Below are 26,524 nucleotides of genomic sequence, written 5' to 3'. Positions count from 1 at the left end.
ACCGGCATTCTCGTGAAAGCCGGCCCGGAACTTCTATTACTTAGCTTTCGAGCTTACGATCGCTTCAGTCACATGCTTAGGTGCTTCAGCATAGTGCTTGAATTCCATCGTGTAAGTCGCACGACCCTGGGTCGACGAACGCAACGATGTGGCGTAACCGAACATTTCCGACAGAGGCACTTCGGCCTTGATGATCTTGCCGCCACCACCAGCAATTTCATCCATGCCTTGCACCATACCGCGACGCGACGACAGATCGCCCATCACGGTACCGGCGTAGTCTTCCGGCGTTTCCACTTCCACGGCCATCATCGGCTCCAGGATGACGGGCGATGCTTTGCGGCAGCCATCTTTGAATGCCATCGAAGCGGCCATGCGGAATGCATTTTCGTTCGAGTCAACATCATGGTACGAACCGAAGAACAGCGTGACTTTAACGTCAACAACTGGATAACCAGCCATCACGCCCGAAGTCAGCGTATCGCGCACACCTTTTTCAACTGCAGGGATGTATTCGCGAGGAACGGTACCGCCCTTGATCGCGTCAACGAATTCGAAGCCCTTGCCCGGTTCTTGCGGTTCGATCTTCAGAACCACGTGACCGTATTGACCACGACCACCCGATTGCTTGACGAATTTGCCTTCCGACTCTTCGCACACTTTACGGATCGTTTCGCGGTAAGCCACTTGTGGCTTGCCGACGGTCGCTTCAACGTTGAATTCGCGCTTCATGCGGTCAACGATGATGTCCAGATGCAACTCGCCCATACCGGCGATGATGGTCTGGCCCGATTCTTCATCGGTACGCACGCGGAACGATGGATCTTCTGCTGCCAGACGGTTCAGCGCCAGGCCCATTTTTTCCTGGTCGGCCTTGGTTTTTGGCTCGACTGCCTGCGAAATCACCGGCTCAGGGAAGACCATGCGCTCCAGAACGACGCTTGCCTTTTCGTCGCAAAGCGTATCGCCAGTGGTGGTGTCTTTCAGACCCACGACGGCAGCGATGTCGCCAGCGCGCATTTCCTTGATTTCTTCGCGCTCATTGGCTTGCATCTGAACGATACGGCCAATACGCTCACGCTTCTGCTTCACGGAGTTCAGGACCGAATCGCCCGAATTCAACGTGCCCGAATAGCAGCGGATGAAGCACAGCTGACCGACGAACGGATCGGTTGCGATCTTGAACGCCAATGCCGAGAATTTCTCATTGTCGTCGGCTGCGCGCTCAACTGGCTGCTCGTCCTCGTCCAGACCTGGGACAGGTGGAATGTCGATTGGCGATGGCAGATACTCGATCACCGCGTCCAACATGGCTTGTACGCCCTTGTTTTTAAAGGCGGTACCGCACAGCATTGGAACGATTTCGCTGGCGATGGTACGCTGACGCAGAGCAGCCTTGATCTCGGCTTCCGACAGGTCGCCTTCTTCCAGGTACTTGTTCATCAGTTCTTCGGACGCTTCAGCAGCGGCCTCAACCATGTTTTCGCGCCACTTGGCAGCTTCAGCAGCCAGATTCGCTGGAATGTCGCCGTATTCAAACTTCATGCCTTGCGAAGCGTCATCCCAGATAACCGCTTTCATCTTGACCAGATCGATAACACCGGTAAAGAGGTCTTCAGCGCCGATAGGCATCTGGATAGGCACTGGGTTGGCCTTCAGGCGCGAACGCATCTGATCGTAGACCTTGAAGAAGTTGGCGCCGGTACGGTCCATCTTGTTCACGAAGGCCAGACGTGGCACTTTGTACTTGTTAGCCTGGCGCCAAACCGTTTCCGATTGTGGCTGCACGCCGCCGACTGCACAGTAAACCATGCAGGCGCCATCCAACACGCGCATCGAACGTTCTACTTCAATGGTGAAGTCAACGTGACCTGGGGTGTCGATGATGTTGATGTGATGCGGAGGGAAGTTGTTTGCCATGCCCTTCCAGAAGCACGTAACAGCAGCCGAGGTAATCGTGATGCCGCGCTCTTGCTCTTGCGCCATCCAGTCGGTGGTAGCAGCGCCATCATGGACTTCGCCCAGCTTGTGGTTCACGCCCGTGTAGAACAGAACGCGCTCGGTGGTGGTCGTCTTACCTGCATCGATGTGAGCGGAGATACCGATATTGCGGTAGCGCTCAATGGGGGTCTTGCGGGCCATAATTAATCCTAAATGAATGGACAAAACCGAGCAGCATTTTTTTGCAAAAATGAGCCCGGCCTCGAACAACAGATGCTTGACAGCCGCCTTGCGGTAGCTGGCTTTATATTAGAAGCGGAAATGCGAGAACGCTTTGTTCGCTTCAGCCATACGATGGACTTCGTCGCGTTTTTTCATCGCGCCGCCACGGCTTTCAGCCGCTTCCATCAGCTCACCGCCGAGGCGTTGTGGCATCGATTTTTCGCTGCGCTTGTTAGCAGCTTCACGCAACCAACGCATGGACAGAGCCATACGACGGACTGGGCGAACTTCGACCGGCACCTGGTAGTTTGCACCACCGACGCGACGGGATTTCACCTCAACCAGCGGCTTGGCGTTGTTGATTGCGGTAGCAAAAACTTCGAGCGGATCTTTGCCCGATTTTGCTGCGATGTGCTCGAAAGCACCGTAGATGATGTTTTCTGCAACCGATTTCTTACCGGACAGCATCAGCACGTTTACAAATTTAGCGACATCAGTGTTGCCGAATTTTGGATCTGGCAAAATTTCGCGCTTGGGTACTTCACGACGACGTGGCATATCAATTCCTTTCAATCTTCAGTTGAGCGCGCGTTCTTCGCACACTCGCGGACGACCATCATAGTCTTCCACTTACTCGACCAGATGCGGTCGACTACATTCACTTAGCTAGTTGCCACTGAGCGAAACTTGGGTTTGCTGCGTACAACTTATTACTTCTTGCCTGCTTTAGCGCGCTTGGTACCGTACTTCGAACGCGATTGCTTACGGTCTTTAACGCCTTGGGTATCCAGAGCACCGCGAACCATGTGGTAACGCACACCCGGCAAATCCTTGACGCGGCCGCCGCGCAACAGCACAACACTATGCTCTTGCAGGTTATGGCCTTCACCGCCAATGTACGAAATGACTTCGAAACCATTGGTCAGGCGAACTTTAGCGACTTTACGCAGAGCCGAGTTAGGCTTCTTTGGAGTCGTGGTGTAAACACGTGTGCAAACGCCACGTTTTTGCGGGCTGTTTTCCAGCGCCGGCGATTTGCTCTTCACGGTCAAAGCGACGCGTGGATTGCGAATCAATTGATTGATGGTTGGCATCGTTATAAATCCAACAAAAAACTACGATTAATAACCCGGGCAAGATGCCCGGCGACTAAAACCTCGTCCCGCTTCCATCTACTGCGCACCGGAGGCGCCCGCAGCCACTCGATAAGGAGCGGCCATGAAATGCCAAGTAATGCGTAAACGATGAGCAGAATAAAATCGAGAACTCGCTAGTTTAGACCTTGTGTTACAGGGGGTCAATCAGTTTACCGCTTTTTGCTATAAAAAAAGGCAAAAAAGAGGCGCTTTTGTGGCATTTTGACTAATCTTTGGCTGCGACGCACAGACGCCGGCACCTCGCAGTGCTTGATGATTTGGCACTCTTTCTCTGCAACCAAGCATCTGGCACGCGCATTCTTGTACGACCGCAAGACAACAAAAGGATTGATAATAGCGGACATTTTTCGCTGCCCTCCCGCCCACCCTTATGCGCTTCTTGCTTCGCCCCGCCAATTTGTTCCTGCTCCTGACATATGCTTTGCTGACGGCCGTGCCCTTCGTCCCCGCGCTGCTGGGGCGTGCGCCCGAACATCCCTGGCAGATGCTCAGCTTCGAGCTGCTGGCCTGGCTGGCTGTCTGGAGCGTGTTCAAGCGCCCCGCCTGGTTCCACTGGCTGCTGGTCCCCGCCTTCCTGGCCCTGCCGACGGAAATCTACCTGTTCATCTTCTATGGCCAGGGTATTTCCACGCACCACCTGGGCATCATCTTCGAAACCAGCCCCAAGGAAGCGATGGAATTCCTCGGGCAAAAAGTGTGGCTGATGGGCGCCGTCATGCTGGGCGTGATCGCTTGGTGCGCGCTGGCCTGGTTTGCCGCCACGCGCACGCGCGACCTGGACTGGCGCGGCAAGACGCGCCCGGCCGCCTTCATATTGCTGATCCTGCTGGGCGGCTTCTGGTGGTACGGCTACGAATTCGGTTTCGAGGCCAAGGTTCCGCATAGCGCGCCCGCGCCGGCCAAGGCCAGCCATCCGGCGGCCAGCGGCAAGGCGGGCGCCTCCGGCTTCGGCGACGCCAGCTCGGCCGAAGACGAAACAGCCGAGGAAGACGAGGAAAGCAGCAAGCCGGAGAACGCCAGCATCGCCGGCGCCGACGAAACGGGCCTGGGCTGGCCCAGCCTGCCCCACTGGGCGCGCCTGCCGTACGCCTTCGACACCGTCAGCAATTCCTGGCCATTCGGCCTGGCCGCGCGCGGCTTCGATTTCTACAAGGAACGCAAGTACCTGGCCGAGCTGGGACAGAAAAGCAGCAACTTCCGTTTCGGCGCGCACCAGCAACAGCCCGATGCCCATCCGGAAGTGGTGGTCATGGTGATCGGCGAATCGTCGCGCTACGACCGCTGGAGCCTGAATGGTTACGAACGCGACACCAATCCCCTGCTGAAACAGGAAAGCAACCTGGTGCCGCTGGCCGATGTCATCACGGCCGTTTCCGCCACGCGCCTGTCCGTGCCCGTCATCATCTCGCGCAAGCCGGCCACGCAAAGCCTCAAGGATGGCTTCTCGGAAAAATCCTTCCTCACCGCCTACAAGGAAGCGGGCTTCAAGACTTACTGGCTGTCGAACCAGATTTCCTTCGGCCAGTTCGACACGCCCGTGTCCGTGTTTGCCAAGGAAGCGGACGTGGTGCAATTTTTGAACCTGGGCGGCTTTACCAACAGTTCCAACTTCGACCAGATCCTGTTCGACCCGTTCAGGAATGCGCTGGCCGACCCGGCGCCGAAAAAACTCATCGTGCTGCACACGCTGGGCAGCCACTGGAACTACAGCCAGCGCTACCCCAAGCAATTCGACAAGTGGCAGCCGTCGCTGTTCGGCGTCGACAAGCCCGTCTACACGGACACGGCCATCAAGCCGCAGCTCAACAACAGCTACGACAGTTCCATCCTGTACACGGACTGGTTCCTGTCGAACGTGATCGGCATGCTGAAGGACGATGGCCAGCGCTCCGCCCTGCGCAGCTCGCTCGTCTACGTGGCCGATCATGGCCAGACCCTGTACGACGGCACCTGCCGCCTGGCCTTCCATGGCCACAACACGCAATTCGAATTCCATGTGCCCGCCTTCGTCTGGTATTCGCCGCAATTCCAGCAGCACTATCCGGACAAAGTGACGCAGCTGCAGCGCCATCAGAAGGCGCGCCTGTCGACGGAAAACATGTTCCACACGCTGCTCGACCTGGGCGACATCCGCTTTGCCGGCGAACAGCCCGAATGGAGCATCGCCAGCCCCCGCTTCAAGCAGCACAAGCGCTACGTCGACAGCTACGGCTGGACCAACTACGACAACGCCATCATCCGCGGCGATTGCCGCGAAGTGATCGACAAGAGCACGCCGGAAAAGCAGGACAAGTAAGGGCGGCCATCAGGCGCGTTCGAGGACGCCGCCGCAATCGGCCGGTTGCGCCATGTGCGTGCTGAGCCAGTCGAAGACGCGCCCCGCCTTGTCCGCGATGCCGGCGTCAAAACCGCGCTGCGCCAGCAGGGCGATGCCATTCGTGGCTTGCAGCACGCCGGGCGCCAGCAGCAGCGCGCCCCCTTCATCGCGGCGCACGCACCACGGCGCCAGGCAGTCTTCCAGCAGCGGCCCCAGCACCAGGTTGTGCGACGAGACGAGCACCAGGTGGCGCGCCGCCAGGCTGTGCAGCACGGCGGCCGCCGCCGCCACCGATTCAAGGTGGTTGGTGCCGCGGAAAATCTCGTCGATCAGGAACAAGGCCGGCGCCCCTGCTTCGGCCAGCGCCAGCAATTCGCGCGCGCGCCGCAGTTCAGCAATATATAAACTTTCGCCGCCATCGAGCGAATCTTCATTCTGCATGCTCGCATACACGGCCAGGCGCGGCACATCAGCGCTGTCCGCATGACAAAAGCCAAAGGCCCGCGCGCAGACCAGGTTCAAGCCTATGCAACGCAGCAACGTGCTCTTGCCGATACCGTTCTGGCCGGAGATGAAGCCCCCCCTGCCTTGCACGCTGAACGACAGCGGCACCGCGTTCTCCAGCAAGGGATGCAGCATGCCCTGCAAGGCCAGCGCGCGCGGCGCCGCAGTGCCCGCCCAGCAAAACACGGGGGCCGCGCGCAACTGCCGCGCCAGCGCCAGGTCCGCTTCCAGCTGGGCCACCTGGGTAAAGCTGTCGCGCAGAAAGGGCAGCTGCTGCGCCACCAGCTGGCGCGTGCGGAAATAGCGCTTGACGTTTTTCAGCAGGAGCCAGTCGCCATACTCGACCAGCAGCGTATCAATGAAGGGCACGTAATGCAGCAGCGAGCGCTCGATGGCGCGCGTCAGCTTGGCCGCCTGCGCGCCGCCTGCCGCCAATGGCAAGGCTGCCGGCACCGCGAGCCGCGCCAGCGCGGCACGGGTTTTCAACAGGTGGCGCAAGGTATCGAGCGTACGCTCCCATAGTTTGGCACTTTCGTAAAACCGTACCTGCACGGTCATCAGCGCAACACAGGCGGCCAGCACGCCTAACAGCGCCGGCCAACCCACCAGCCAGCTGGCGGCGATGGCCAGCAACAAGGCCAGCGGCACCAGCCATAGCCAGGCACTCCACCAGGGTGCCGATGCCAGCGCCGCACCGAACAGGGTCTCGCTCACCTCCGTATCGGCCTGACGCAAGGGCAGGCAGGCGCGCTGCAGGCTGGACGCCTGGGCCGGATCGTCCAGCAATCGCCGGACGCGCGCAATGGAGGCGGGATCGGCCTGACCACCGCTCAGGCGCCGGTGCAGCTCCTGCTGGCCGAAGATGCTGGTCTCGCGCGCCAGATGCGCCGCATACTGGTCGAGCAGCAGCTCGTTCCAAGTCTGGCCATCGAGCGATGGCGCCTCGCCCGTCAACCGCTGCAGCATCGCCACGTCGCTGCGCGCGAAAGGATAATCGAGCGCCGGCGCCAAGGCGCGGGCAGGGAAAAGTTGCTGGAGAAATGGATGCATGGCGCCTGGGGAGGAGTCAAAAAAAGGAGTCGCCACAGCAGATGCAGGCGATTGCCAATTTATCAAGTCCAACCTGCGCGAACGGACATGCCGGACAACGCGGACACGGCGGACAGCCGGACACCAACAAAATATCCATTCAAATCAACGACTTGATAACTGGCACGAATCCTGCACTGGAAAAGGCATCCTTCACGAGACCTGACCATGATCCGCGATACTTCCTCCCAAGATGCCGTGCTGTCCGCCCCCCCGGGCCAGCGCCACAAGCAACGCGCCCTGCTGCTCGCTGGCGCGGTCATCGTCATCGGCGCCGCCATCGCTGCCGTTGCCGCCTGGCGCAACAGCGAGCATTCCGTCAACAGCAGCCGCCTGCGCATCGCCGAGGTCACACGCGGCACCCTGATCCGCGACGCAGCCGTGAATGGCCGCGTGGTGGCCGCCATCAGTCCCACCCTGTATTCGACAACGGTGGCGACCGTGACATTGAAGGCCAAGGCCGGTGACACGGTGAAAAAGGGCGACATCCTGGCCGTACTGGAATCGCCTGACCTGTCCGACGCATTGAAGCGCGAGCAATCGAGCGTGCAGCAACTGGAAGCCGAGGTGGCGCGCCAGCAGATCCTGGCCAAGAAGCAGAAGCTGCTGGCGCGCCGCGAAGCCGACACGGCGGAGATCGAGCGCCTGTCCGCACAGCGCACTTTGGAACGCTATGAAAGCGTGGCGCAGGTGGGCATCATCGCCAAGATCGATTACCAGAAGGCCAAGGATGCCTTGAATTCGGCCGACATCCGCAGCAAGCACGCTTCGCAGGCGGCGGGCCTGGAAAGCGAAGACGTGACCCTGGCCCTGAAAACAAAAAGCAATGAACTGGAACGCCAGCGCCTGAGCCGCGACAATGCCCAGCGCCGAGTCGACGAGCTGACCGTGCGCGCGCCCGTCAACGGCTTCATCGGCACCCTGTCGGTGGCCAACCGCAGCGTGGTGCAAGCCAATACGGCCCTGATGACCCTGGTCGACCTGTCGCAGCTGGAAGTCGAGCTCGAGGTACCGGAAACCTATGTCGCCGACATGGGCCTGGGCATGCGCGCCGAGATCGAAACAGGCGTCATCAAGGCGAGCGGCAAGTTGTCGGCGCTGTCGCCCGAAGTGGTCAAAAACCAGGTGCTGGCGCGCGTGCGTTTCGATGGCCAGCAGCCAGCCGGCCTGCGCCAGAACCAGCGCGTGGCGGCGCGCCTGCTGATCGATGAAAAACCGAATGTGCTGATGCTGGCGCGCGGCTCCTTCGTCGAAGCCGAAGGCGGCCGTTTCGCCTACGTCGTGCGCGACGGCGTGGCGATGCGCACGCCGATCAAACTGGGCGCCACCAGCGTGTCGGCAGTGGAAATCCTCGACGGCTTGAAACTGGGCGACAAGGTGGTCGTCGCCGGCACGGAAAACTTCGCGAACGCCGCGCGCGTCTCGCTCAACTGAATCTCCTTCATCTCACTCTACAAGAGGCCCCTCCATGCTGCGCATGCAAAACCTGAGCAAAGTCTACCGTACCCACATGATCGAAACCCACGCGCTGCGCGGCTTCGACATCCATGTGCAACAAGGTGAATTCGTCACCGTCACGGGACCGTCCGGCTCGGGCAAGACGAGCTTCCTGAACATCGCCGGCCTGCTCGAGGAATTCACCGACGGTGAATACATACTCGACGGCGTCAATGTCAGGGGCATGGACGACAATGCCCGCTCGCGCCTGCGCAATGAAAAACTCGGCTTCATCTTCCAGGGTTTTAATCTGATCCCCGACCTGTCGCTGTTCGACAACGTCGACGTGCCGCTGCGCTACCGCGGTTTCAACCGCGCCGAACGCAAGGAGCGCATCGAGGAAGCGCTGGCCAAGGTGGGCCTGGCATCGCGCATGAAACACTATCCGGCCGAACTGTCGGGCGGCCAGCAGCAGCGCGTGGCGATCGCGCGCGCGCTGGCCGGCTCGCCCAAGCTACTGCTGGCCGATGAGCCGACCGGGAACCTGGACACGCAGATGGCGCGCGGCGTGATGGAACTGCTGGAAGAAATCAATGCGCAAGGCACCACCATCCTGATGGTCACGCACGATCCGGAACTGGCGCTGCGCAGCCAGCGCAATGTGCACATCATCGATGGCCAGGTGTCGGACCTGGTGCAACACAGTGCCACGTTGTCGGCCAGGCCGCAGCACCCCGTGACCGCGTAAGGAGAGAACATGTTCCGCTACTATTTCACGCTGGGCCTGCGCAGCCTGCGCCGCAACCGCGCCCTGACCGCATTGATGATACTGACCCTGGCCGTCGGCGTCGCCGCCAGCGTATCCACCGTCACCATCCTGCACGCCATGTCGGGCGATCCGCTGCCGCACAAGAGCGACCGCCTGTTCGTGCCATTGATCGACATCCTGCCCGTGAAAGGCTATGTACCCGGCGAAAAACCGGGCTTTTCACAGATGCAGATGAGCTATATCGATGCGCAGAACTTCATGCGCAGCAAAATGGGCGTGCGCCGCACCGTGATGTATGGGGTGGCCGGCCAGGTAGAACCGGCGCGCAAGGATATCGGTTCCTTCTTCGCCCAGGGCATGGCACCCACGCGCGACTTCTTCACCATGTTCGAACCACCTTTTTTGCATGGCCAGCCATGGAGCGAAGCCGATGACGCCAGCGGCGCCGACGTGATCGTGCTCAGTCGCGCCCTGGCCGAAAAACTGGTGGGTACCAGCAATCCGGTAGGCCAGCGCGTGACGGTGCTGGGCCGCCCCTACATGGTGACGGGCGTGCTGAAGACCTGGGACGTGGTGCCGCGCGCGCATCACATTATCGGCAGCAAGGGAGCGTTCGGCCCGGAGGACGAATTCTTCATTCCGTTTGCCAGCGCGATCCGCCACGAGACCGTGCACGATGGCGGCATGAGCTGCAACGGCGACAATGTCGCGCCCGGCTATCAGGGCATGCTGGCGTCAGGCTGCACCTGGCTGCAGTTCTGGTTCGAGATGGCCAGCAGCAGCGAGCGTGGCCAGTTGCAGCAATACCTGGACGCCTACGCAGGCGAGCAGCGCAAGCTGGGACGCATGATGCGCAACGCGCCTAACCACCTGTACGACCTGCAAGAGTGGATGGCTTACCTGCAGGTAGTCGACAACGACAACCGGCTGGCTGCCTGGCTGGCCTTTGGTTTCCTGCTGCTGTGCCTGGTCAACACCATCGGCCTCCTGCTGGCGAAGTTTTCGGTGCGCGCCTCCGAAGTGGGCATCCGCCGCGCACTGGGCGCCACACGGCGCGACATCTTCCGCCAGTTCCTGATCGAGACGGGCGTGATCGGCCTGGCCGGCGGCGTATTGGGCCTGCTGCTGGCGTTTGGCGCGCTGGCCGTGGTCAGCCAGCAATCGGAAGAGCTGGGCACCGTGGCGCACATGGACATACCGATGCTGTTGCTGACGTTTGCCATGTCGGTCGCCGCCGCCCTGCTGGCCGGCCTGCTGCCCACCTGGCGCGCCTGCCAGGTCACGCCGGCGATTCAGCTCAAGTCCCAATGAAGCCGATCACACACACTTACCCACTATGAGGTCCAGCATGGAAATCCGTCCCATCCTGTCGGCGCTGATGCGCAGCAAAACCGGCGCCATCCTGGTGGCCGTGCAAGTGGCCATCAGCCTGGCCATCCTGGCCAACGCCCTGTATATCGTCAACGTGCGCCAGGCCGTGGCCGCGCGGCCCACCGGCGTGGCCGCTGAAAACGATATTTTCTATGTCAATGTGCAGAACATGGACCGCGGCGGCCACCAGCGCCAGCTGGCCGAACAGAAACGCCAGGCTGCCCTGCTGCGCGCTTTGCCGGGAGCGATGTCGGTGGCGCAAACATCACAGGCCGTGCTGTCACGTTCCGGTAATATCACCAGCGTGTCGGCCAAGCGCGGCCAGGCCACGCCCAGCGCCGAAGTGTCAACCTACTTCAGCCCCGATTCGCTGTTGAAGACCTATGGCTTGCAACTGGTCGAAGGACGCGACTTCCGGCCCGACGAGGTGCCAGAGATCGACGACGATGTCGATGACACCTATCCCAAGGTGCTGATCCTGACGCGCCTGGCGGCGCAGAAAATCTGGCCCGGCGAGACCAGTTTTGTTGGCAAGACATTGTACAAGGGCACCGGCGATAACGACCCGGAACTGCGCGTGGTCGGCATCGTCGAACGGCTGCAGACCCAGGGTGCCCAGGTCAAGCCCCGAGGCGAATATTCGGCCCTGCTGCCGGCACGCCTGACGGGTAGGCGCGATTCGCTGATGTATGCCGTGCGCGCCGAACCGGGCCAGCGCGACCGCCTGATGCAGGAGGCGGCCCAGGCGATCCGCACCTCCACCACGGATCGCATCCTGGTGCGCATCGACACACTGGAGCAGCACCGCCAGGAACGCTACCGGGCCGACCGCGGCCTGTCATGGATGCTGATCGCCGTCTCGACCCTGCTGCTGCTGGTGACGGCCAGCGGCATCGTCGGCATTGCCAGCCTGTGGGTGACGCAGCGCAGGAAGCAGATCGGCGTGCGGCGTGCACTGGGTGCCCGCCGCATCGACATCCTGCGCTACTTCCTGACCGAGAATTTCATGATTACCAGCGTCGGCGTGGCGTGCGGCGTTCTGCTGGCCCTGGGCTTGAACCAGCTGCTGGTGAGCCAGCTGGAAATGGCGCGCCTGCCACCCGGCTATCTGCTGGCCGGCGCGCTGGTGTTCTGGCTGCTGGGCGTGGGCGCCGTGTACGGCCCGGCCTGGCGCGCGGCCAGCATTTCGCCGGCCACGGCCACCCGCAGTACCTGAGTCGGCACCTGAGTGATATGCTGCGCGCATGCCTACCGTACTGATTATTGACGACAATGCCGCCGTGGCCATCGCGCTCGACGTGCTGTTCTCCCTGCACGAGATCGACGCCGTGCGCGCCGCCTCGCCCGAGGAAGGCCTGCAACTGCTGGAACGGCACGCCATCGACCTGGTGGTGCAGGACATGAACTTCACGGCCGACACCACCTCGGGCGAGGAAGGCAGCGCGCTGTTCCACGCCATCCGCGCGCGCTACCCGGACCTGCCCGTGATCCTGCTGACGGCATGGACCCAGCTCGACGCGGCCGTCGACCTGATCAAGTCCGGCGCAGCCGACTACCTGGCCAAGCCATGGGATGACCGGCGCCTGATCGCTTCCGTGCAGAACCTGCTGGAACTGGGGCAGGCCAACCGCGCGCTGCGCCAGCGCGTGGTGGCCGAGCGGCGCCAGCGCCACGCCCTGGAACACGACTTCGATTTGCGCGGCATGGTGTGGCAAGACCCGGCCACCGAAAGAGTGGTGCACCTGGCGTGCCAGGTGGCGCGTGCCGACGTGCCCGTGCTCATTTCGGGGCCGAACGGCAGCGGCAAGGAACGCATCGCCGCCATCGTGCAAGCCAATTCGCAGGTCGCCAGCGGCCCCTTCGTAGTGCTCAATTGCGGCGCCGTGCCAGTGGAGCTGATCGAGGCGGAACTGTTCGGCGCCGAGGCGGGCGCCTATACCGGCATCACGCGCGCGCGCGACGGCAAGTTCGACGCGGCCGACGGCGGCACCCTGTTCCTCGACGAGATCGGCAACCTGCCGCTGGCCGGACAAATGAAACTGCTGCGCGTGCTGGAAACGGGGCGCTTCGAGCGCCTCGGCTCGAACCGCGAGCGGCAAGTGAAAGTGCGCGTCATCAGCGCCAGCAACGCCGACCTGCCGGCGATGATCAAGGCCGGCACATTTCGCGAAGACCTGTTCTACCGCCTGAACGTGATCGAACTGCGCCTGCCGCCGCTGGCGCAGCGCCCGTTGGATATCCTGGTACTGGCGCGGCATTTCCTGGGCAGCGAAAAAACCCTGGACGTGCAGGCGCAGGCGACCCTGCTGGCGCACGGCTGGCCGGGCAACGTGCGCGAACTGAAAAACGTGATGCAGCGCGCCAGCCTGCTGACGGCAGGCCCGGTGATCGGCGCGCAGGAAACGGGCTTGCCGCTGGCCGATATCACGTCGCCGCGCGCGCCGCAGGATGCCGCCGCGACGGAGCCGGACCGCGACAGCGTCGTTGCCGCCCTGGCGCGCGCACACGGCGTGGTGGCGCAGGCAGCGCAGGAACTGGGGCTGTCGCGCCAGGCGCTGTACCGGCGCATGGAACGCCTGGGCATCGCGCGCGGCTGATGGCATTGCGTCCCATGCGCCTCTCCCTGCTCACGCGCTGGACGGCGCTGATCGTCACCTTGCTGGTGCTGGGCATCGTCATCGCCCTGCTGCTCGCGCATTTTTTGCCAGGTCAGCCGCTGCTGGTGCTGGCCGCTACCCTGCTATGCGTGCTGCCGGTGGCCGTCATTACCATCCGCGCGCAGCTGCAATCGATGCTGTCGCTGTTTCGCGCCTTGAGCGGCACGGTCGCCAGCTACCAGGATGGCGACTTCGGCTTCAGCTTGCGCTGGCCGCAGAACGATGAACTGGCCGACCTGGTGGCGGCCCACAATGCGCTGGGCGACGTGCTGCGCAAGCAGCGCCTGGACCTGGTGCAGCGCGAACTGCTGCTCGACACCATGGTGCAAAACACGCCGGTCGCCATGCTGCTGGTGGCCGAGGGTAACGCCATCGTCTACGCCAACCTGGCCGCGCGACAATTGCTGCACCACGGCCGCCGGCTCGAAGGGCATCACCTGGCCGACATCGTGCGCGAGGCGGCGCCGGCCCTGGCCGAAGCGCTCGCGCGCCGCAACGACGGCTTGTTTACCAGCGGCGAAGGGGAACAGGAAGAGGTGTATCACCTGGCGCGGCGCAGCTTCAGCCTGAACGGGCGCAAGCATGAACTGCTGCTGCTGCGCCAGCTGACCCTGGAACTGCGGCGCCAGGAAGTGCAAACCTGGAAAAAGGTGATCCGCGTCATCAGCCATGAGCTCAACAACTCACTGGCGCCACTGGCCTCGCTGGCCCATTCCGGCGCCGAGCTGGTACGCCGCGGCCAGACCGAACGCCTGCCGCAAATCCTCGCCACCATCGAAGAGCGCACGCGTCACCTGGAAACCTTCATCCTCGGCTATGCGCGCTTTGCCAAGCTGCCCGCGCCGCGCCTGGCGCCATGCGAGTGGCAACCCTTCCTCGACAGCCTGGCCTCGCAAGCGGCGTTCACGCTCGACGGCCCGCCGCCGGCGCAGGCAGCCGTGTTCGATGCGGCACAAATGCAGCAGGCGCTGCTGAACCTGCTCAAGAATGCGCTGGAATCGGGCTCGCGGGAAGAGCATATCGGTCTGCACGTCAGCCAGGCGCATGGGCAGCTGCGCATCGAAGTGCGCGACCGGGGGCCGGGCATGAATGGCGCCGTGCTGGAAAACGCGCTGGTGCCGTTTTACTCCACCAAACGCAGCGGTACGGGACTGGGCCTGGCCCTGGCGCGCGAGATCGCCGAAGCGCATGGCGGACGCATCACCCTGGCCAACCGCGAAGGTGGTGGACTGGCGGTGACATTGATTTTCCCCTTGCTGGACAGAAATTAGTTCCTCATGTAACGATTTTTAGATCACAAAATCCCAGACGAGTTTTGAGTAAAATATTGATAATAATAGTTTCAATTACATCAACTCTCCGCATTTCATGCCCTTGTGTTAGAAATAAGCTATTTAAGTTTGCATAATGATATAAAAATAGCTGATTGACAATAAGATGTCCTGGCGATAATTTATCTGAGCGGTACGGTTTTTTTGAAACATTAATCGTTTTTTCGCGGGGATAAACATGAAACTAAAATCACTCATCGCAGCGGCAGTACTGAGCGCTGCTTCCATCGGTAGCGCCAGCGCCACCGCCTACGTGGTCAACCTCGTCAATACCACCGGCAATCTGTGGACCAGCGGCTTCAACGCCGTGCCCAGCCCGCTTGGCAACTTCACGGATACCTTCACGTTCACACCCAATGCGACCTTCGGTTCCACCGCGCAAGCCTTCCTGGCAAACCTGTCCGTCACGGGCTCGGACAGTTCCTCCATCAGCTTCTCCAGCGCCGACCTGAACGGCATAGGACTGACCGGCTTTGGCGGACCTACCGTCTTTGGCTATGCCCAGGGTGAAGTACTCGCACCAACGAGCGTTCTGTTCAATGGCCCGCTGGTCCTGACCGTGACGGGCAACACCAAGGGCGGCAGCTATGGCGGCGTCTTCAACCTGAACCTGGCTCCCGTTCCTGAACCGGAAACCTATGCCATGCTGCTTGCCGGCCTGGGCATACTGGGCTTCCTGGCACGGCGCCGCAAGCAATCTTGATCTCCCCACCCAAAAGACGCCTCGGCGTCTTTTTTCCAGTCGGCTGCTACACTGACGCCATGACGACCGACTTTACCTCCACCAGCCATACCGCTTTCAGCCATCCGGGCCACCCGCCGGCCACCACCACCGAACACCGCGGCATCCGCTACCTGCACCTGGGTACCAAGTGGGTGCAGGGCGCCATGCGCCTGGACAAGCCCGATGCCATCGAGCTCGAATACGTGCAGATGATGATGATGTGGATGCTGTTCAAGACGCAGCCAAAACGCATCGTGCAGCTGGGACTGGGCAGCGCCGCGCTGACCAAATTCAGCTACCGCCGCTTCCCCGACGCCACGGTCACGGCCATCGAACTCAATCCGAACGTGATCGCCATTTGCGGCGCCCAGTTTGCGCTGCCGCCGAACGATGCGCGTCTCGACGTGCGCGAAATGAATGCGCTCGACTTCGTGCTCGATCCTGCCAACCATGGCACGGTCGATGCGCTGCAAGTGGACCTGTACGACGAAGACGCGCGCGGTCCCGTGCTCGACACGCCCGAGTTCTACCAGGCCTGCTTCGACTGCCTGGCAGACGACGGCATCATGTGCACGAATGTCTTCGGCGACTTTCCCAACTACGACAAGAATTTGCAGGCGATGGAACTGGTCTTCGATGCCGTCGTCTGGGTGCCGGAAATTGAAGATGAAAACATCGTCGTGCTGGCCTTCAAAAAATCGCCATCGCTCGATTTCAGCGACTTGTACGAACGCGCCGCCACCATCAAGAAGCAATTCAACCTGCCCGCCAAGAACTGGGTCAACGGCTTGAAGCAGTGGATGCAGGACCAGCAGTAAGGCAGTAGCGCCGCATCACGCCGGCAGCAGCGCGCCCAGGCGGCGCGCCAGGCCGTCCATGTTTTCGGCAGGCACCTGCGCATAACCGAGCAGGAAACCGTTCCAGCCCGCACCTTCCCCCATCCTGTCGCCCGTGCCGTGCGCCGACAACGCCAGCGCCACGATGCCGTCCTGCGCTGCGCGGCGGCTCAACGCCAGGTCATCCCACTGGACGTCTTGAAAACGCAGCGCCAGGTGCATGCCGGCCGTGCCGCCATGGATGACCGCGCCCGCACACGCATGGCGCTGCAATGCCTCGCTCAAGGCGTCGCGGCGCTGGCAATACAGGCGGCGCATACGACGCACATGGCGCGCAAACAGGCCGCTGCGCAGGAACTCGGCCAGCGCCAGCTGTTCGGCGACACGTCCCCGTGTGGCGCCCTGCGCCTGCATCTGCGCAAAGGCCCCGGCCAGCCCTGCCGGCACGACAATAAAGGCCAGCCGCAAGGCCGGAAACATGGTCTTGCTGAAGGTACCCAGATACACGACGGGCGCGTCGGCCACCAGTCCCTGCATGGCCGCCAGGGGCGGGCCGCCATGGCGAAATTCGCTGTCGTAATCATCTTCGATGATCAGGGCGCCTGCGGCGCGGGCACGTTCGAGCAGCGCCATGCGGCGCGCGGGACTGAGCACGCTGCCGGTCGGATACTGGTGCGACGGCGTGGTGTAGATCAGGCGCGGCGGCGCCGCGTTCCAGTCGTCGTCCGTCGGCGCGATGCCATCCATATCGACGGCAATGCCCGTCACCTGCAGCCCGGCGCCACGCCCCGCCGCCAGCGCGCCGCCATAGCCGGGGTGCTCGATCCACAAGGTGTCGCCCTGGTCGGCAAAGGCGCGCAGGCACACATCCAGGCTGCTCTGCGTGCCGTCCGTGATGAACACCTGGCCCGCATCGCAGACGACGCCGCGCGCAGCGCGCAAATGGTCGGCGATGGCCATGCGCAGCTGCGGCTCACCGGCAGGGTCGCCGTAATTGAGCTGGCGCGGCGTCAGCGCGCGCCACGCGCGGTCCAGCATGCGCCGCCACTGCGCCTGCGGGAATTCGTCCAGCGCCGGCACGCCAGGCGCGAACGCCCCCATCGCGTCGGCGGGAAACACCACCGTCGCATTCCTGTCCTGTCCCGCCACGCCGCGCAAATGTTGTGCGCGGCGCGACAAGCCATCCTTGCTGCTGGCCGGCGGCGCCACCACCGGCTGGCCGACGTTGCCGGCGACCACGGTACCGCGCCGGTCCGGCAAGACAAACCCTTCGCTGGCCAGCTGCTCGTAGGCGTACAGCACGGTATTGCGCGCCAGTCCCAGTTCGGCCGCCAGCACGCGCGTGGCGGCCAGACGCGTACCTGGCGCCAGCTGGCCACCGCGGATCGCCGCGCGCAGGCATTCATGCAGCAGGCGCTGGCGCGGCCAGCCCCGCTCGCGGTGCGTGCGTTCGAAAGCGTTCAGCAGCAATGCGTAATCCATGCGACTCCCGTTATGGCTCCAAATTATTTCTAACTTCTGGATCTTTTTTCAGGGCCAGATGCCGATTATAGTGCGGCCTGCTTCCTCAACCAACCGGATTCCCACCATGACCGCTGTCGCCCTCCCTCCCAGCCCCCGTACCCGCGTGCGCCGCGTCGCCGAACTGGCCAGCTACGAGCAAGCCACCCTGTACGCCATCGTCGACGCCGCCTTTCTGTGCCATATTGCCTTCCGCGACGACAAGGGCAGCCATTGCATCCCGACCGCCTGCTGGCGCATCGACGGCCACCTGTACATCCATGGCTCAAACGGCAGCCGCATGCTCAAGCAACTCGTCAACGACACCGACGTGTGCGTGACCATCACCCATCTCGACGGCCTGGTGCTGGCACGCTCCGCTTTCAATCACACCATGAACTACCGCTCGGCGATGGTCTACGGGCAGTTTGACAAGGTGAGCGACATCGGCCAGCAGCATGCGGCCATGGATGCGCTGATGGAAAAGCTGGCGCCGGGACGCCTGGCGCAGGTGCGCGGCGGCAGCGCCAAGGAATACGCGGCCACCACCGTGCTGCGCATCGCGCTCGACGAATGCGCCGTCAAGCAGCGCAAGGGTGGCCCGCTCGACGATGCGGGCGACATGGCGCACGTCGTCTGGACGGGCGAACTGCCTTTTACGCACAGCCGTGGCGCGGCCATCGCCGATGCCCTCAACACCAGCGCGCTGCCCGCGTATGCCGCCGCATGGAGTACGGAATCCGCTTGACCGGCCAGCGTGCTTGCCCGATGATCGGCGTTGATGGCGATCGCCACCAATCGACCCACTCATGAATGGAGCAGATGATGATGAAGCGAGTATCCCTGGCCGCGGCCCTGACGGTCATGCTGGCCTGCGGCGGCAGCGGCGCGGCGCTGGCGGCCGACAGCAGCGACGCGGCCCTGAAGGCGGCCATTGCCGGCAACGCCCGCACGCCGGCCAACGCGCTGCGCGACAGCGCCCGCCACCCGTATGAAACGCTGACGTTCTTCGGCATCAAGCCGGGCATGACGGTGGTGGAGCTGGCGCCTGGCGGCGGCTGGTACACGGAGATCCTGGCGCCCTACCTGCGCGACAACGGCAAGCTGATCGCCGCCGGCAACGATCCTCAATCCGCCAGCGAAGGCGCACGCCGTGGCGCGGCGCGCTTCCAGCAAAAACTCGACGCCAATCCCGCCGCTTTCGGCAAGGTGGAGATCGGTGCCTTCGCACCGCCCACCACCTACCGCATCGCGCCCAAGGGCACGGCCGACATGGTGCTCACCTTCCGCAATATCCACAACTGGATACCCATCGGCGAAGCAGGCATGCAGACCTTGTTCAAGGAAGTGTATGACAGCCTGAAACCGGGCGGCGTGTTCGGCGTCGTCGAGCACCGCCTGCCGGCCAGCAAGGCGCAAGATGCCACGGCCAGCAGCGGCTACATGCACGAAGCGTATGTGATCAAGCTGGCGGAAAATGCTGGCTTCAAGCTGGCGGCCAGGTCGGAGATCAACGCCAATCCGAAAGACCATGCCGACCACCAGGGCGGCGTCTGGGCGTTGCCGCCGACCTACGCCAACAAGGATGTGGACAGGGCCAAATACACGGCCATCGGCGAGAGCGACCGCATGACCTTGAAGTTCGTCAAGCCATAATGAGAGTGTCGGGTTACGCGCTGCGCGCCAACCCGACCTGCCGCTTTATTTCTTCGTTTCCTTCGGCTTTACCGGCGCCAGGTTCAGGTCCTGGAAGTCGTAGCTGAAATCCGTCTCGGCCGACACGGGCGCCATTTTGACCCTGTCGATGCTGCCATCGGGATTGAGCGAGAACGTCACGTAGGCATCGGCGTTGAAATTGCGCTCATTCCAGCGCACGATGAAGGTATCGTGCTGCCAGTGTTCCAGCTCGCCCGTCAGGTCCGGCGTGCGCGTGAAGCTGAGGATATGCTTTTTCCCTTCCGGCTTGATGACGACCTTGCCATACCAGGCGTCCTCATACTCGCCGTCATACGCGGCCAGCGGCAACGATGGCTCTGATTTGGCCGCGCGCGCGCTCGACGCCTTGCCCTGTTTTTTGACTTCTTCGGCATGCTGGTCCTGCTCCACCTTGGCCACCAGCGCCAACCAGTCCGACGGCGCCGCCTGCAGGTAATGGTCGAGGATGCGCCATTGCAGTGCCGTCATGGAGCCGCCATTTTCCGCATTGGTGAGTATGGCCACACCCAGTTTCGCTTCCGGCACCATCACCACGCGCGAATAAAATCCCTGCAGCGCGCCGCCGTGCATGGCCACTTTCATGCCCTTGTAGTCGCGCAGCTGGAAGCCCAGGCCATACGCGCTGAAGTTCGGTTTCGTCGCGGCAAGCGGCGGTTTAGGCTCGGCAATCTTGATCGGCGTTTGCGCCGTCCACATTTCGCGGCCCTGCTTTTCGCTGAACAGGCGCGCGTCCTTGCCATCCTTGTCTTTCACGCCGGCGATCTTGCCTTCGTCGAGCAACACCATCATCCACTTGGCGATATCTTCCGCATTCGTGTTGATGCCGACGGCGCCCACGGCGTTCGGCACCGGCATCGATTTGACGGCGGCGATCTTGCCGTCGATCTTGCTGTGTGCATTGGCGACGTCGGGATTACCCACGTTTTCCGCCAGACTGGTGGTGGTAGCCGTCATGCCCAGCGGCGCCAGGATGCGCTCATGCATCGCCTCGCCCCAGCTCTTGCCCGCCTTGTCGGCGATGATCTTGCCGGCCACGATATACAGCAGGTTATCGTAGGCATAGCTGTTGCGAAAACTCGTGGCCGGACGGATGTAGCGCAGCTTCTCGATGATCTCGTCGGTGGAAAACGTGGTGGTGGGCCACCACAGCAAGTCGCCCGCTCCAAGGCCAAGGCCACTGCGGTGCGTCAGCAAGTCGCGGATGGTCATGGCGCCCGTCACGTACGAATCGTGCATCTGGAAGCCGGGCAAATGTTTGGTGACGGGATCGTCCCATGCCAGCTTGCCATCGTCGACCAGCATGGCCAGCGCGGCAGCCGTGAAACCCTTCGAATTCGATGCCACTTCAAACAGCGTCTTGGCGTCGACGGATGCCGGTTCGCCCAGCTTGCGTACGCCGAAACCCCTGGCGGTGATGACCTTGCCATCCTTGACGATGGCGATCGCCATGCCGGGTACGTCGAACACTTTCAGGGCGGTGGCGACGTCGCGCTCAAGATCGAAGGCCGGCGCGGGCGCAGGCGCAGCGGCAACGACGGGGGCGGCATCAAAGGCCAGCGCCGGCACGGCGATGCTGGAAAACGCCAGCACGATGGCGGCGGCAATGCGGTTCATGGTATGCATGGTCAGGATGTCCAAATAAGGTTCAATGCGCTTGCGCGGCCATCAATTTATCGACGCTTTCCTGCGTCACCGGGTGGTAGCGTTCGCGCGCCTGCGCATACACGTCCTTGGCCCAGGCATGGCCCTGCGGCGTCTTCATCAAGGCGCTGTACAGGGGCACGACGAACTTCTGGCGACCCACGCTCAGCAGGAATGCCTGCAAGGGCTGGCGCACGTCGTAGCCGGCATTCACGGAGGCCAGATAGAAGCGGTAGGCGACTTCATTATTACCGCTCTTGCCCACGCCGTAGACCTGGTCCAGCTCACGCAATTGCGCCGCGCTGGCCTTGTTGTTGATGTCGTTCAGGAAGTGCATCGATTCGATGGCAATCCACTTGTCCATGCCCAGGTCCTTGGTGGCAAGCTCGCCCTTGAGCCAGGCGTCGCGGTGCTGGTCGAGCAGCGCCAGGCGCGGCGAGACAACGCGCTGCGCGCTGGCCGGCACGCCGGTGCCATACAGCCATTCATCGAGTTCCGCTGGCGGCATCACGTCCGGATGCTGCGCCAGCAGGTTCTTGCGCAGGTAGGCGATGAACTGCTCCGTCGTCACGCTCTGGAACGCGTGCTGGTCGAACCAGCCGCGCAGGAAAGGATCGAACACGGCACGGCCGGCGCGGCGTTCCATGGTGGCCAGGAACCAGGCGCCCTTCGGATAAATGATGCCGTCATCCGTGTACGTTTCGGCCGGGTTGGCGTCCGCATCGCGCGTGATCAGCGCCGTTTTCGCCGCCGGCAATGTCTTGATCGAGGCGGCCAGTTCTTCCTGGTCGACCTGCACGCCCATCTGCGCCACGTCGCTGCCATACAGCTGCTCGACGATGCGCGTGGTGACGTAGGTGGTAAAGCCTTCGTTGAGCCACATGTGCTTCCACGAGGCGTTGGTGACCAGGTTGCCCGACCACGAGTGGGCCAGTTCATGCGCGATCAGGTCGACCAGGCTGCGGTCGCCCGCGATCATGGTCGGCGTGAGGAAGGTCAGGCGCGGGTTTTCCATGCCACCGTAGGGGAACGATGGCGGCAGCACGATCATGTCGTAGCGTCCCCAGCCATACGGCCCATACAGCGCTTCGGCGGCCTGGATCATCTTTTCCGTATCGGCCAGCTCGTATTCGGCCGCCTTGATGCGCGGCGGTTCGGCATACACGGCGGAACGGGGACCGAGTTTGCGCACTTCCAGTTCGCCGATGGCGATGGCCAGCAAGTACGATGGAATCGGCTGCGGCATCCTGAATTTCCAGCCACCCTTGCCCGTCGCCTTGTCGTCATTCTCGGCGCTCATCACGACGCGCATGCCCGCTGGCGCATCGATGCGCGCGCTGTAGGTAAAACGCACGGCCGGCGTGTCCTGCGATGGCACCCACGAGCGGGCATTGATGCTTTGCGACTGGCTGAACATGAAAGGCAGCTTGCCCGACATGGTCTGCTGCGGCGTGAGCCACTGCAGCGCAATGGCGTTCGGCGCCGTGTGATAGTAGACGCGCACCTTGCCCGGCTGGCCCGTGGTGGTGATGCGCAGCGCCTGGCCTTTTTCCGGGTCGGCCTTGTCCAGCTGGTACGGCGCCATCTGCCATGCGCCGCGCTTGTCCTGTACCTGCACTTTCGCGATCGACAGATCGCGCGTATCGAGCACCAGGGTACGCGCCGCCGGGTCGATCCAGTTCAAGGACAGCTCGGCATAGCCGGAGAGCGTCTTTTGCTTGAAATCGGCTTTCAGGTCCAGCTGCAGGTCGCGCGTGCGCACCTGGTCGTAACGCGCGTAGCTGAGGGGATCGGCGTGCGCTGCCAGGGTCACCTGGCAAAGTAGCGCACAGCCCAGCGCGCGCAGGAAGGTCAAAGTTTGCATGGTCGTCTTTTGAATGATTTGCGAAAGCCCCGGTCCGTGTGCGCCGGGGCGTCGCGCAGAATAGCACTTCCGGCGCAGGCCGGCATAAAAAAGCGCCGGGCTGGCCGGCGCTTTTTTCCTATTTCGTATCTGGCCGGACTTCGGCCTTGGCCTCGGGTGCCTTCAGCGGCGTATTAAAATCCTTCATCAGGTTGTTCTTGTCGCGGTCCAGCTTGAACAACTCCAGGCGCGATGGCGTGATTTTTCGCGGCCAGGCGTTGTTGCTGGTGTCGATGTCGGCCGTCTCCCAGTACGGGTCTTGCACCAGCCCCACCATCGGCTCGTCGGTGACGATGACCTTGCTGATCTTGTGCGGCGCATAGCGCCACACTTCGGCCGGCACGCGCTCGATGATCTTCTTGCCGCTTTTCAGTTCAATTTCCAGGATCAGCGGCATCACCAGGCCGCCGAGATTCGAAAAATCGACCAGGTACAGATGCTTGCCCATGTTGCGCTGCTCCAGCAGCTTTCGCTCCCACGGCTCCAGCGTTTCCTGTTCTTCCGCATAGCTGTTGCGGTCCTTGTTGGTGACCGTGAATTCATCGTGCCGGTTATAGAAATCCTTCAGCGCGGGGTCCAGCTCCACCTTCTTCGGCAGCGCCTGGTTGCGCTGGTCCGAGATCGAAATCGGCTGCGCGGCCTTCTGCGCCTTCTTCCACGCTTTTTCGACCTCCGGATTTTTCGTACTCACGCCATATTCGCTGATGCCGTCGATGCTGATGTCGACCGCGTCGGTGGTATAGAACCAGCCGCGCCAGAACCAGTCCAGGTCAGTGCCGGAAGCGTCTTCCATGGTGCGGAAAAAGTCGGCCGGCGTGGGACGCTTGAACTTCCAGCGCAAGGCGTACTGCTTGAAGGCGAAGTCGAACAGCTCGCGCCCTAAAATAGTTTCGCGCAGGATGTTGAGCGCCGTGGCCGGCTTGTCGTAGGCGTTCGCCGTGAACTGCAACAAGGACTCGGAATTGGTCATGATGGGCACCTGGTTCTGGCTGCGCATGTAGTCGACGATCTTGCGCGGCTCGCCATTCCAGGACGGGAAATGCTCTTCCCACGCCTGCTCGGCCAGGTACTGCAGGAAGGAATTGAGGCCTTCGTCCATCCACGTCCACTGGCGCTCGTCCGAGTTGACGATCATGGGGAAGTAATTGTGTCCCACTTCGTGGATGATCACGCCGATCAGGTCATATTTCGCCGTCTTCGAATACGTGAGTTCACCCGTCTTCTTGTCCTTCACGGGACGCCCGCCATTGAACGCAATCATCGGATACTCCATGCCGCCCACGGCGCCATTGACGGAAATCGCGTTCGGATACGGATAGTCGAAACTGTACTTGTTGTACTGCTCGATCGCGTGCACGACGGCGCGCGTGCTGTACTGCTGCCACAGCGGGTTGCCCTCATTCGGATAGTAGGACATGGCCATCACGCGCTTGCCGCCGCTGTCGAGCCCCTGCGCATCCCAGATGAACTTGCGGCTCGACGCCCACGCCACGTCGCGCACATTGGCCGCCTTGAAGTGCCAGGTTTTCATCCCCGCCGCGCGGCCCTTTTCCGCCGCCAGCGCTTCGGCGGGCGTGATCACCAGCAGCGGCGTATTGCTGTTTTTCGCCCGCGCCAGGCGCTCGCGCTGCACCGCGCTCAACACGCTGGCAGGATTTTGCAGCTCGCCCGTGGCGGCCACCACATGGTCGCCCGGCACCGTCAGATACAGCTCGTAGTCGCCAAATTCCAGCGTGAATTCGCCGGAGCCGAGGAATTGCTTGTGTTGCCAGCCAACGGCGTCGTAATACGCGGCCATGCGCGGAAACCACTGTGCGATCTGGAAAATCGTGTTCTTGTCGTCTTCAAAATATTCATAGCCGGAGCGCTCGACCAGCACCTTCTGGTCATTGATTTGATAGGACCAGTCGATGCCAAAGCTGATGCTCTGGCCGGGCGCCAGCGCCACCGGCAAATCGATGCGCAGCATGGTCTGGTTGACCACATACGGCAGCGGCTTGCCGCTGGCCGCTTTCACGGCGGTGAGCTTGAAGCCGCCGTCGAATTCTCGGCCCGCATGGAGGGCGCGCAAGTCTTCGAATTTCAGCGCTTCCTCTTCGGTGCCGCTGAGCCAGGCCTGGCGCGACGGCGCGCTCAATACGCGGCGCTGGTCGGCATCGTGGCGCAAGCCATTCTGGTCCAGTTGCAGCCACAGATACGCGAGGCTGTCCGGCGAGCGGTTGTGATAGGTGATCTGCTCACTGGCCGTGATTTCGCGGCGCGCTTCGTCCAAGGTGGCGCGGATCACGTAATCGGCGCGCTGCTGCCAGTAGGCCTGGCCCGGCGCGCCGGACGCCGTGCGGTAGTTATTTGGCGTGGGCAGCAATTCTTCCAGCTGGCGGAACTTGTCGTCGAAGGGCGCGGCGGCGCACAGGCCGGGCAAGGGGATAAGCAAGGTCAAACACAAGGCAAGCAAGCGGACAAGGACCGGCATGGCGCATTCCATCTGGGAGTCGTGGACAGACTGCATTCTAAGTCGAGTCTGTTTGCAAATCGCTCATTGTTGTGGAAGTCCCACACACCAGCCAGCGCCATGCCCCGGCAGCACTGGCGCCAGCACGGGCATTGGCGTATGATGCGCCTCGAACATTGGGGAGTAGTCGTCCTGCGGTCCTGCCGCGGGAACCTGTATCAACATAATTGGCCCGCAGGCCATGGTGCAGGTGGTTGCAGAACTTGACGAGACCATTGATCCAGGGCGGCCGCATGGGCCGGAGTCGCCCATGGATCATTGGTTAATTCGTCCGGCCCGCGTACCTCTTGCAATCTCATGGAAGCATTCCTCATCTCCACCGGCATCGTCGGTCTCGCTGAAATCGGCGACAAAACCCAACTCCTGGCCTTTCTGCTGGCGGCCAAATTCCGCAAACCCTTGCCCATCGTGCTGGCGATTTTCGTCGCCACCGTCGCCAACCACGCGTTTGCCGCCGCCGTCGGCGCCTGGATCACCAGCATGCTGGGGCCCGACGTGCTGCGCTGGGTACTTGGCGTATCGTTCCTGGCGATGGCCGCCTGGACCCTGATCCCCGACAAGCTCGATGAAGACGAAACGAAGCTGGCCAAGTATGGCGTCTTCCTGACCACCCTGATCGCCTTCTTCATGGCGGAAATGGGAGATAAAACGCAGGTGGCGACCGTGGCGCTGGCGGCGCGCTACCACGACATTGTTTCCGTCGTGCTGGGCACCACCTTCGGCATGATGCTGGCCAACGTGCCGGCCGTGTACCTGGGCGACAAGATCGCCAACCGCGTGTCACTGCGACTGGTACACGGCATCGCGGCGCTGGTCTTTGCCGCGTTGGGCGTGGCGACCCTGCTGGGTGCGGGCGCGGCCCTGGGCTTCTGACCAATGTCGGCAACATGCATACCG

General features: G+C 62.4%; 20 protein-coding genes and 1 riboswitch. Of the genes, 12 read left to right on the top strand and 8 right to left on the bottom strand.

Going from position 1 to position 26,524, the window contains the following annotated elements:
- Positions 1–36: 36 nt before the first annotated feature.
- From fusA to rpsL, 3 genes are all read right to left on the bottom strand, one after another.
- Positions 37–2,142 (bottom strand): elongation factor G, encoded by a 2,106-nt coding sequence (gene fusA, locus FJQ89_RS20160; RefSeq protein WP_141171460.1) that lies wholly within the window; start codon positions 2,140–2,142, stop codon positions 37–39.
- A gap of 108 nt (positions 2,143–2,250) precedes the next feature.
- Positions 2,251–2,721, bottom strand: coding sequence for a 30S ribosomal protein S7 (gene rpsG, locus FJQ89_RS20155; protein ID WP_010394377.1), 471 nt, complete (start codon positions 2,719–2,721; stop codon positions 2,251–2,253).
- A gap of 152 nt (positions 2,722–2,873) precedes the next feature.
- Positions 2,874–3,257 carry a 30S ribosomal protein S12 gene (gene rpsL, locus FJQ89_RS20150; RefSeq protein WP_010394376.1) on the bottom strand — a complete coding sequence of 128 codons (384 nt, stop codon included), beginning with the start codon at positions 3,255–3,257 and terminating at the stop codon, positions 2,874–2,876.
- Positions 3,258–3,690: 433 nt separating this feature from the next.
- Between rpsL and FJQ89_RS20145 the strand changes: the two genes are divergently transcribed.
- The gene (locus tag FJQ89_RS20145; RefSeq protein WP_141171459.1) at positions 3,691–5,616 is read left to right on the top strand and encodes a phosphoethanolamine transferase; all 1,926 of its coding nucleotides are present in this window, start codon (positions 3,691–3,693) and stop codon (positions 5,614–5,616) included.
- Positions 5,617–5,625: 9 nt separating this feature from the next.
- Here the strand turns inward: FJQ89_RS20145 and FJQ89_RS20140 are convergent, their stop codons facing one another.
- On the bottom strand, positions 5,626–7,191 hold the full coding sequence (locus FJQ89_RS20140) for a MutS-related protein (RefSeq protein ID WP_141171458.1): 1,566 nt from the start codon (positions 7,189–7,191) through the stop codon (positions 5,626–5,628).
- A gap of 207 nt (positions 7,192–7,398) precedes the next feature.
- On the opposite strand from FJQ89_RS20140, the gene FJQ89_RS20135 reads away from it, so the two are divergent.
- The 8 genes from FJQ89_RS20135 to FJQ89_RS20100 all read left to right on the top strand — a co-directional run bounded on the left by FJQ89_RS20135 (position 7,399) and on the right by FJQ89_RS20100 (position 16,337).
- The gene (locus tag FJQ89_RS20135) at positions 7,399–8,664 is read left to right on the top strand and encodes an efflux RND transporter periplasmic adaptor subunit (RefSeq protein WP_141171457.1); all 1,266 of its coding nucleotides are present in this window, start codon (positions 7,399–7,401) and stop codon (positions 8,662–8,664) included.
- A gap of 34 nt (positions 8,665–8,698) precedes the next feature.
- Positions 8,699–9,415 carry an ABC transporter ATP-binding protein gene (locus tag FJQ89_RS20130; RefSeq protein ID WP_141171456.1) on the top strand — a complete coding sequence of 239 codons (717 nt, stop codon included), beginning with the start codon at positions 8,699–8,701 and terminating at the stop codon, positions 9,413–9,415.
- 9 nt (positions 9,416–9,424) lie between these two features.
- Entirely contained in the window at positions 9,425–10,747 is a 1,323-nt protein-coding gene (locus FJQ89_RS20125) for an ABC transporter permease (RefSeq protein ID WP_141171455.1), read from the top strand.
- Positions 10,748–10,784: 37 nt separating this feature from the next.
- Positions 10,785–12,023, top strand: coding sequence for an ABC transporter permease (locus tag FJQ89_RS20120; protein ID WP_141171454.1), 1,239 nt, complete (start codon positions 10,785–10,787; stop codon positions 12,021–12,023).
- A gap of 28 nt (positions 12,024–12,051) precedes the next feature.
- Positions 12,052–13,404, top strand: coding sequence for a sigma-54-dependent transcriptional regulator (locus FJQ89_RS20115; RefSeq protein ID WP_141171453.1), 1,353 nt, complete (start codon positions 12,052–12,054; stop codon positions 13,402–13,404).
- A 14-nt stretch (positions 13,405–13,418) separates the two neighbouring features.
- The gene (locus FJQ89_RS20110) at positions 13,419–14,735 is read left to right on the top strand and encodes a sensor histidine kinase (RefSeq protein ID WP_243136147.1); all 1,317 of its coding nucleotides are present in this window, start codon (positions 13,419–13,421) and stop codon (positions 14,733–14,735) included.
- A gap of 238 nt (positions 14,736–14,973) precedes the next feature.
- Positions 14,974–15,498 carry an FxDxF family PEP-CTERM protein gene (locus tag FJQ89_RS20105; RefSeq protein ID WP_141171451.1) on the top strand — a complete coding sequence of 175 codons (525 nt, stop codon included), beginning with the start codon at positions 14,974–14,976 and terminating at the stop codon, positions 15,496–15,498.
- Between the two features lie 59 nt (positions 15,499–15,557).
- On the top strand, positions 15,558–16,337 hold the full coding sequence (locus FJQ89_RS20100; RefSeq protein ID WP_141171450.1) for a spermine/spermidine synthase domain-containing protein: 780 nt from the start codon (positions 15,558–15,560) through the stop codon (positions 16,335–16,337).
- A gap of 15 nt (positions 16,338–16,352) precedes the next feature.
- Here FJQ89_RS20100 and pdxR read toward each other — a convergent pair whose 3' ends face one another.
- Positions 16,353–17,837 (bottom strand): MocR-like pyridoxine biosynthesis transcription factor PdxR, encoded by a 1,485-nt coding sequence (pdxR, locus tag FJQ89_RS20095; RefSeq protein WP_141171449.1) that lies wholly within the window; start codon positions 17,835–17,837, stop codon positions 16,353–16,355.
- Positions 17,838–17,943: 106 nt separating this feature from the next.
- Between pdxR and FJQ89_RS20090 the strand changes: the two genes are divergently transcribed.
- Both FJQ89_RS20090 and FJQ89_RS20085 read left to right on the top strand, forming a co-directional pair.
- Complete coding sequence (locus tag FJQ89_RS20090; protein WP_141171448.1) at positions 17,944–18,603, top strand: pyridoxamine 5'-phosphate oxidase family protein; 660 nt, start codon at positions 17,944–17,946, stop codon at positions 18,601–18,603.
- 80 nt (positions 18,604–18,683) lie between these two features.
- On the top strand, positions 18,684–19,511 hold the full coding sequence (locus FJQ89_RS20085) for a class I SAM-dependent methyltransferase (protein WP_168208489.1): 828 nt from the start codon (positions 18,684–18,686) through the stop codon (positions 19,509–19,511).
- A 45-nt stretch (positions 19,512–19,556) separates the two neighbouring features.
- Here FJQ89_RS20085 and FJQ89_RS20080 read toward each other — a convergent pair whose 3' ends face one another.
- The 3 genes from FJQ89_RS20080 to FJQ89_RS20070 all read right to left on the bottom strand — a co-directional run bounded on the left by FJQ89_RS20080 (position 19,557) and on the right by FJQ89_RS20070 (position 25,588).
- Complete coding sequence (locus FJQ89_RS20080) at positions 19,557–21,194, bottom strand: serine hydrolase (protein WP_141171447.1); 1,638 nt, start codon at positions 21,192–21,194, stop codon at positions 19,557–19,559.
- Positions 21,195–21,216: 22 nt separating this feature from the next.
- A complete protein-coding gene (locus FJQ89_RS20075) occupies positions 21,217–23,076 on the bottom strand; it encodes a M1 family metallopeptidase (RefSeq protein WP_141171446.1) in 1,860 nt (619 codons plus the stop codon).
- 118 nt (positions 23,077–23,194) lie between these two features.
- On the bottom strand, positions 23,195–25,588 hold the full coding sequence (locus FJQ89_RS20070) for a M1 family aminopeptidase (RefSeq protein ID WP_141171445.1): 2,394 nt from the start codon (positions 25,586–25,588) through the stop codon (positions 23,195–23,197).
- Between the two features lie 145 nt (positions 25,589–25,733).
- A riboswitch (yybP-ykoY riboswitch) is annotated at positions 25,734–25,903 on the top strand.
- A 21-nt stretch (positions 25,904–25,924) separates the two neighbouring features.
- Here FJQ89_RS20070 and FJQ89_RS20065 point away from each other — a divergent pair.
- Entirely contained in the window at positions 25,925–26,500 is a 576-nt protein-coding gene (locus FJQ89_RS20065) for a TMEM165/GDT1 family protein (RefSeq protein WP_141171444.1), read from the top strand.
- Positions 26,501–26,524: the final 24 nt, after the last annotated feature.

It is taken from the genome of Janthinobacterium tructae, from assembly GCF_006517255.1.
In the GTDB taxonomy this organism is placed as follows: domain Bacteria; phylum Pseudomonadota; class Gammaproteobacteria; order Burkholderiales; family Burkholderiaceae_D; genus Janthinobacterium; species Janthinobacterium tructae.
This window is presented reverse-complemented; position numbering and strand designations above follow the sequence as displayed.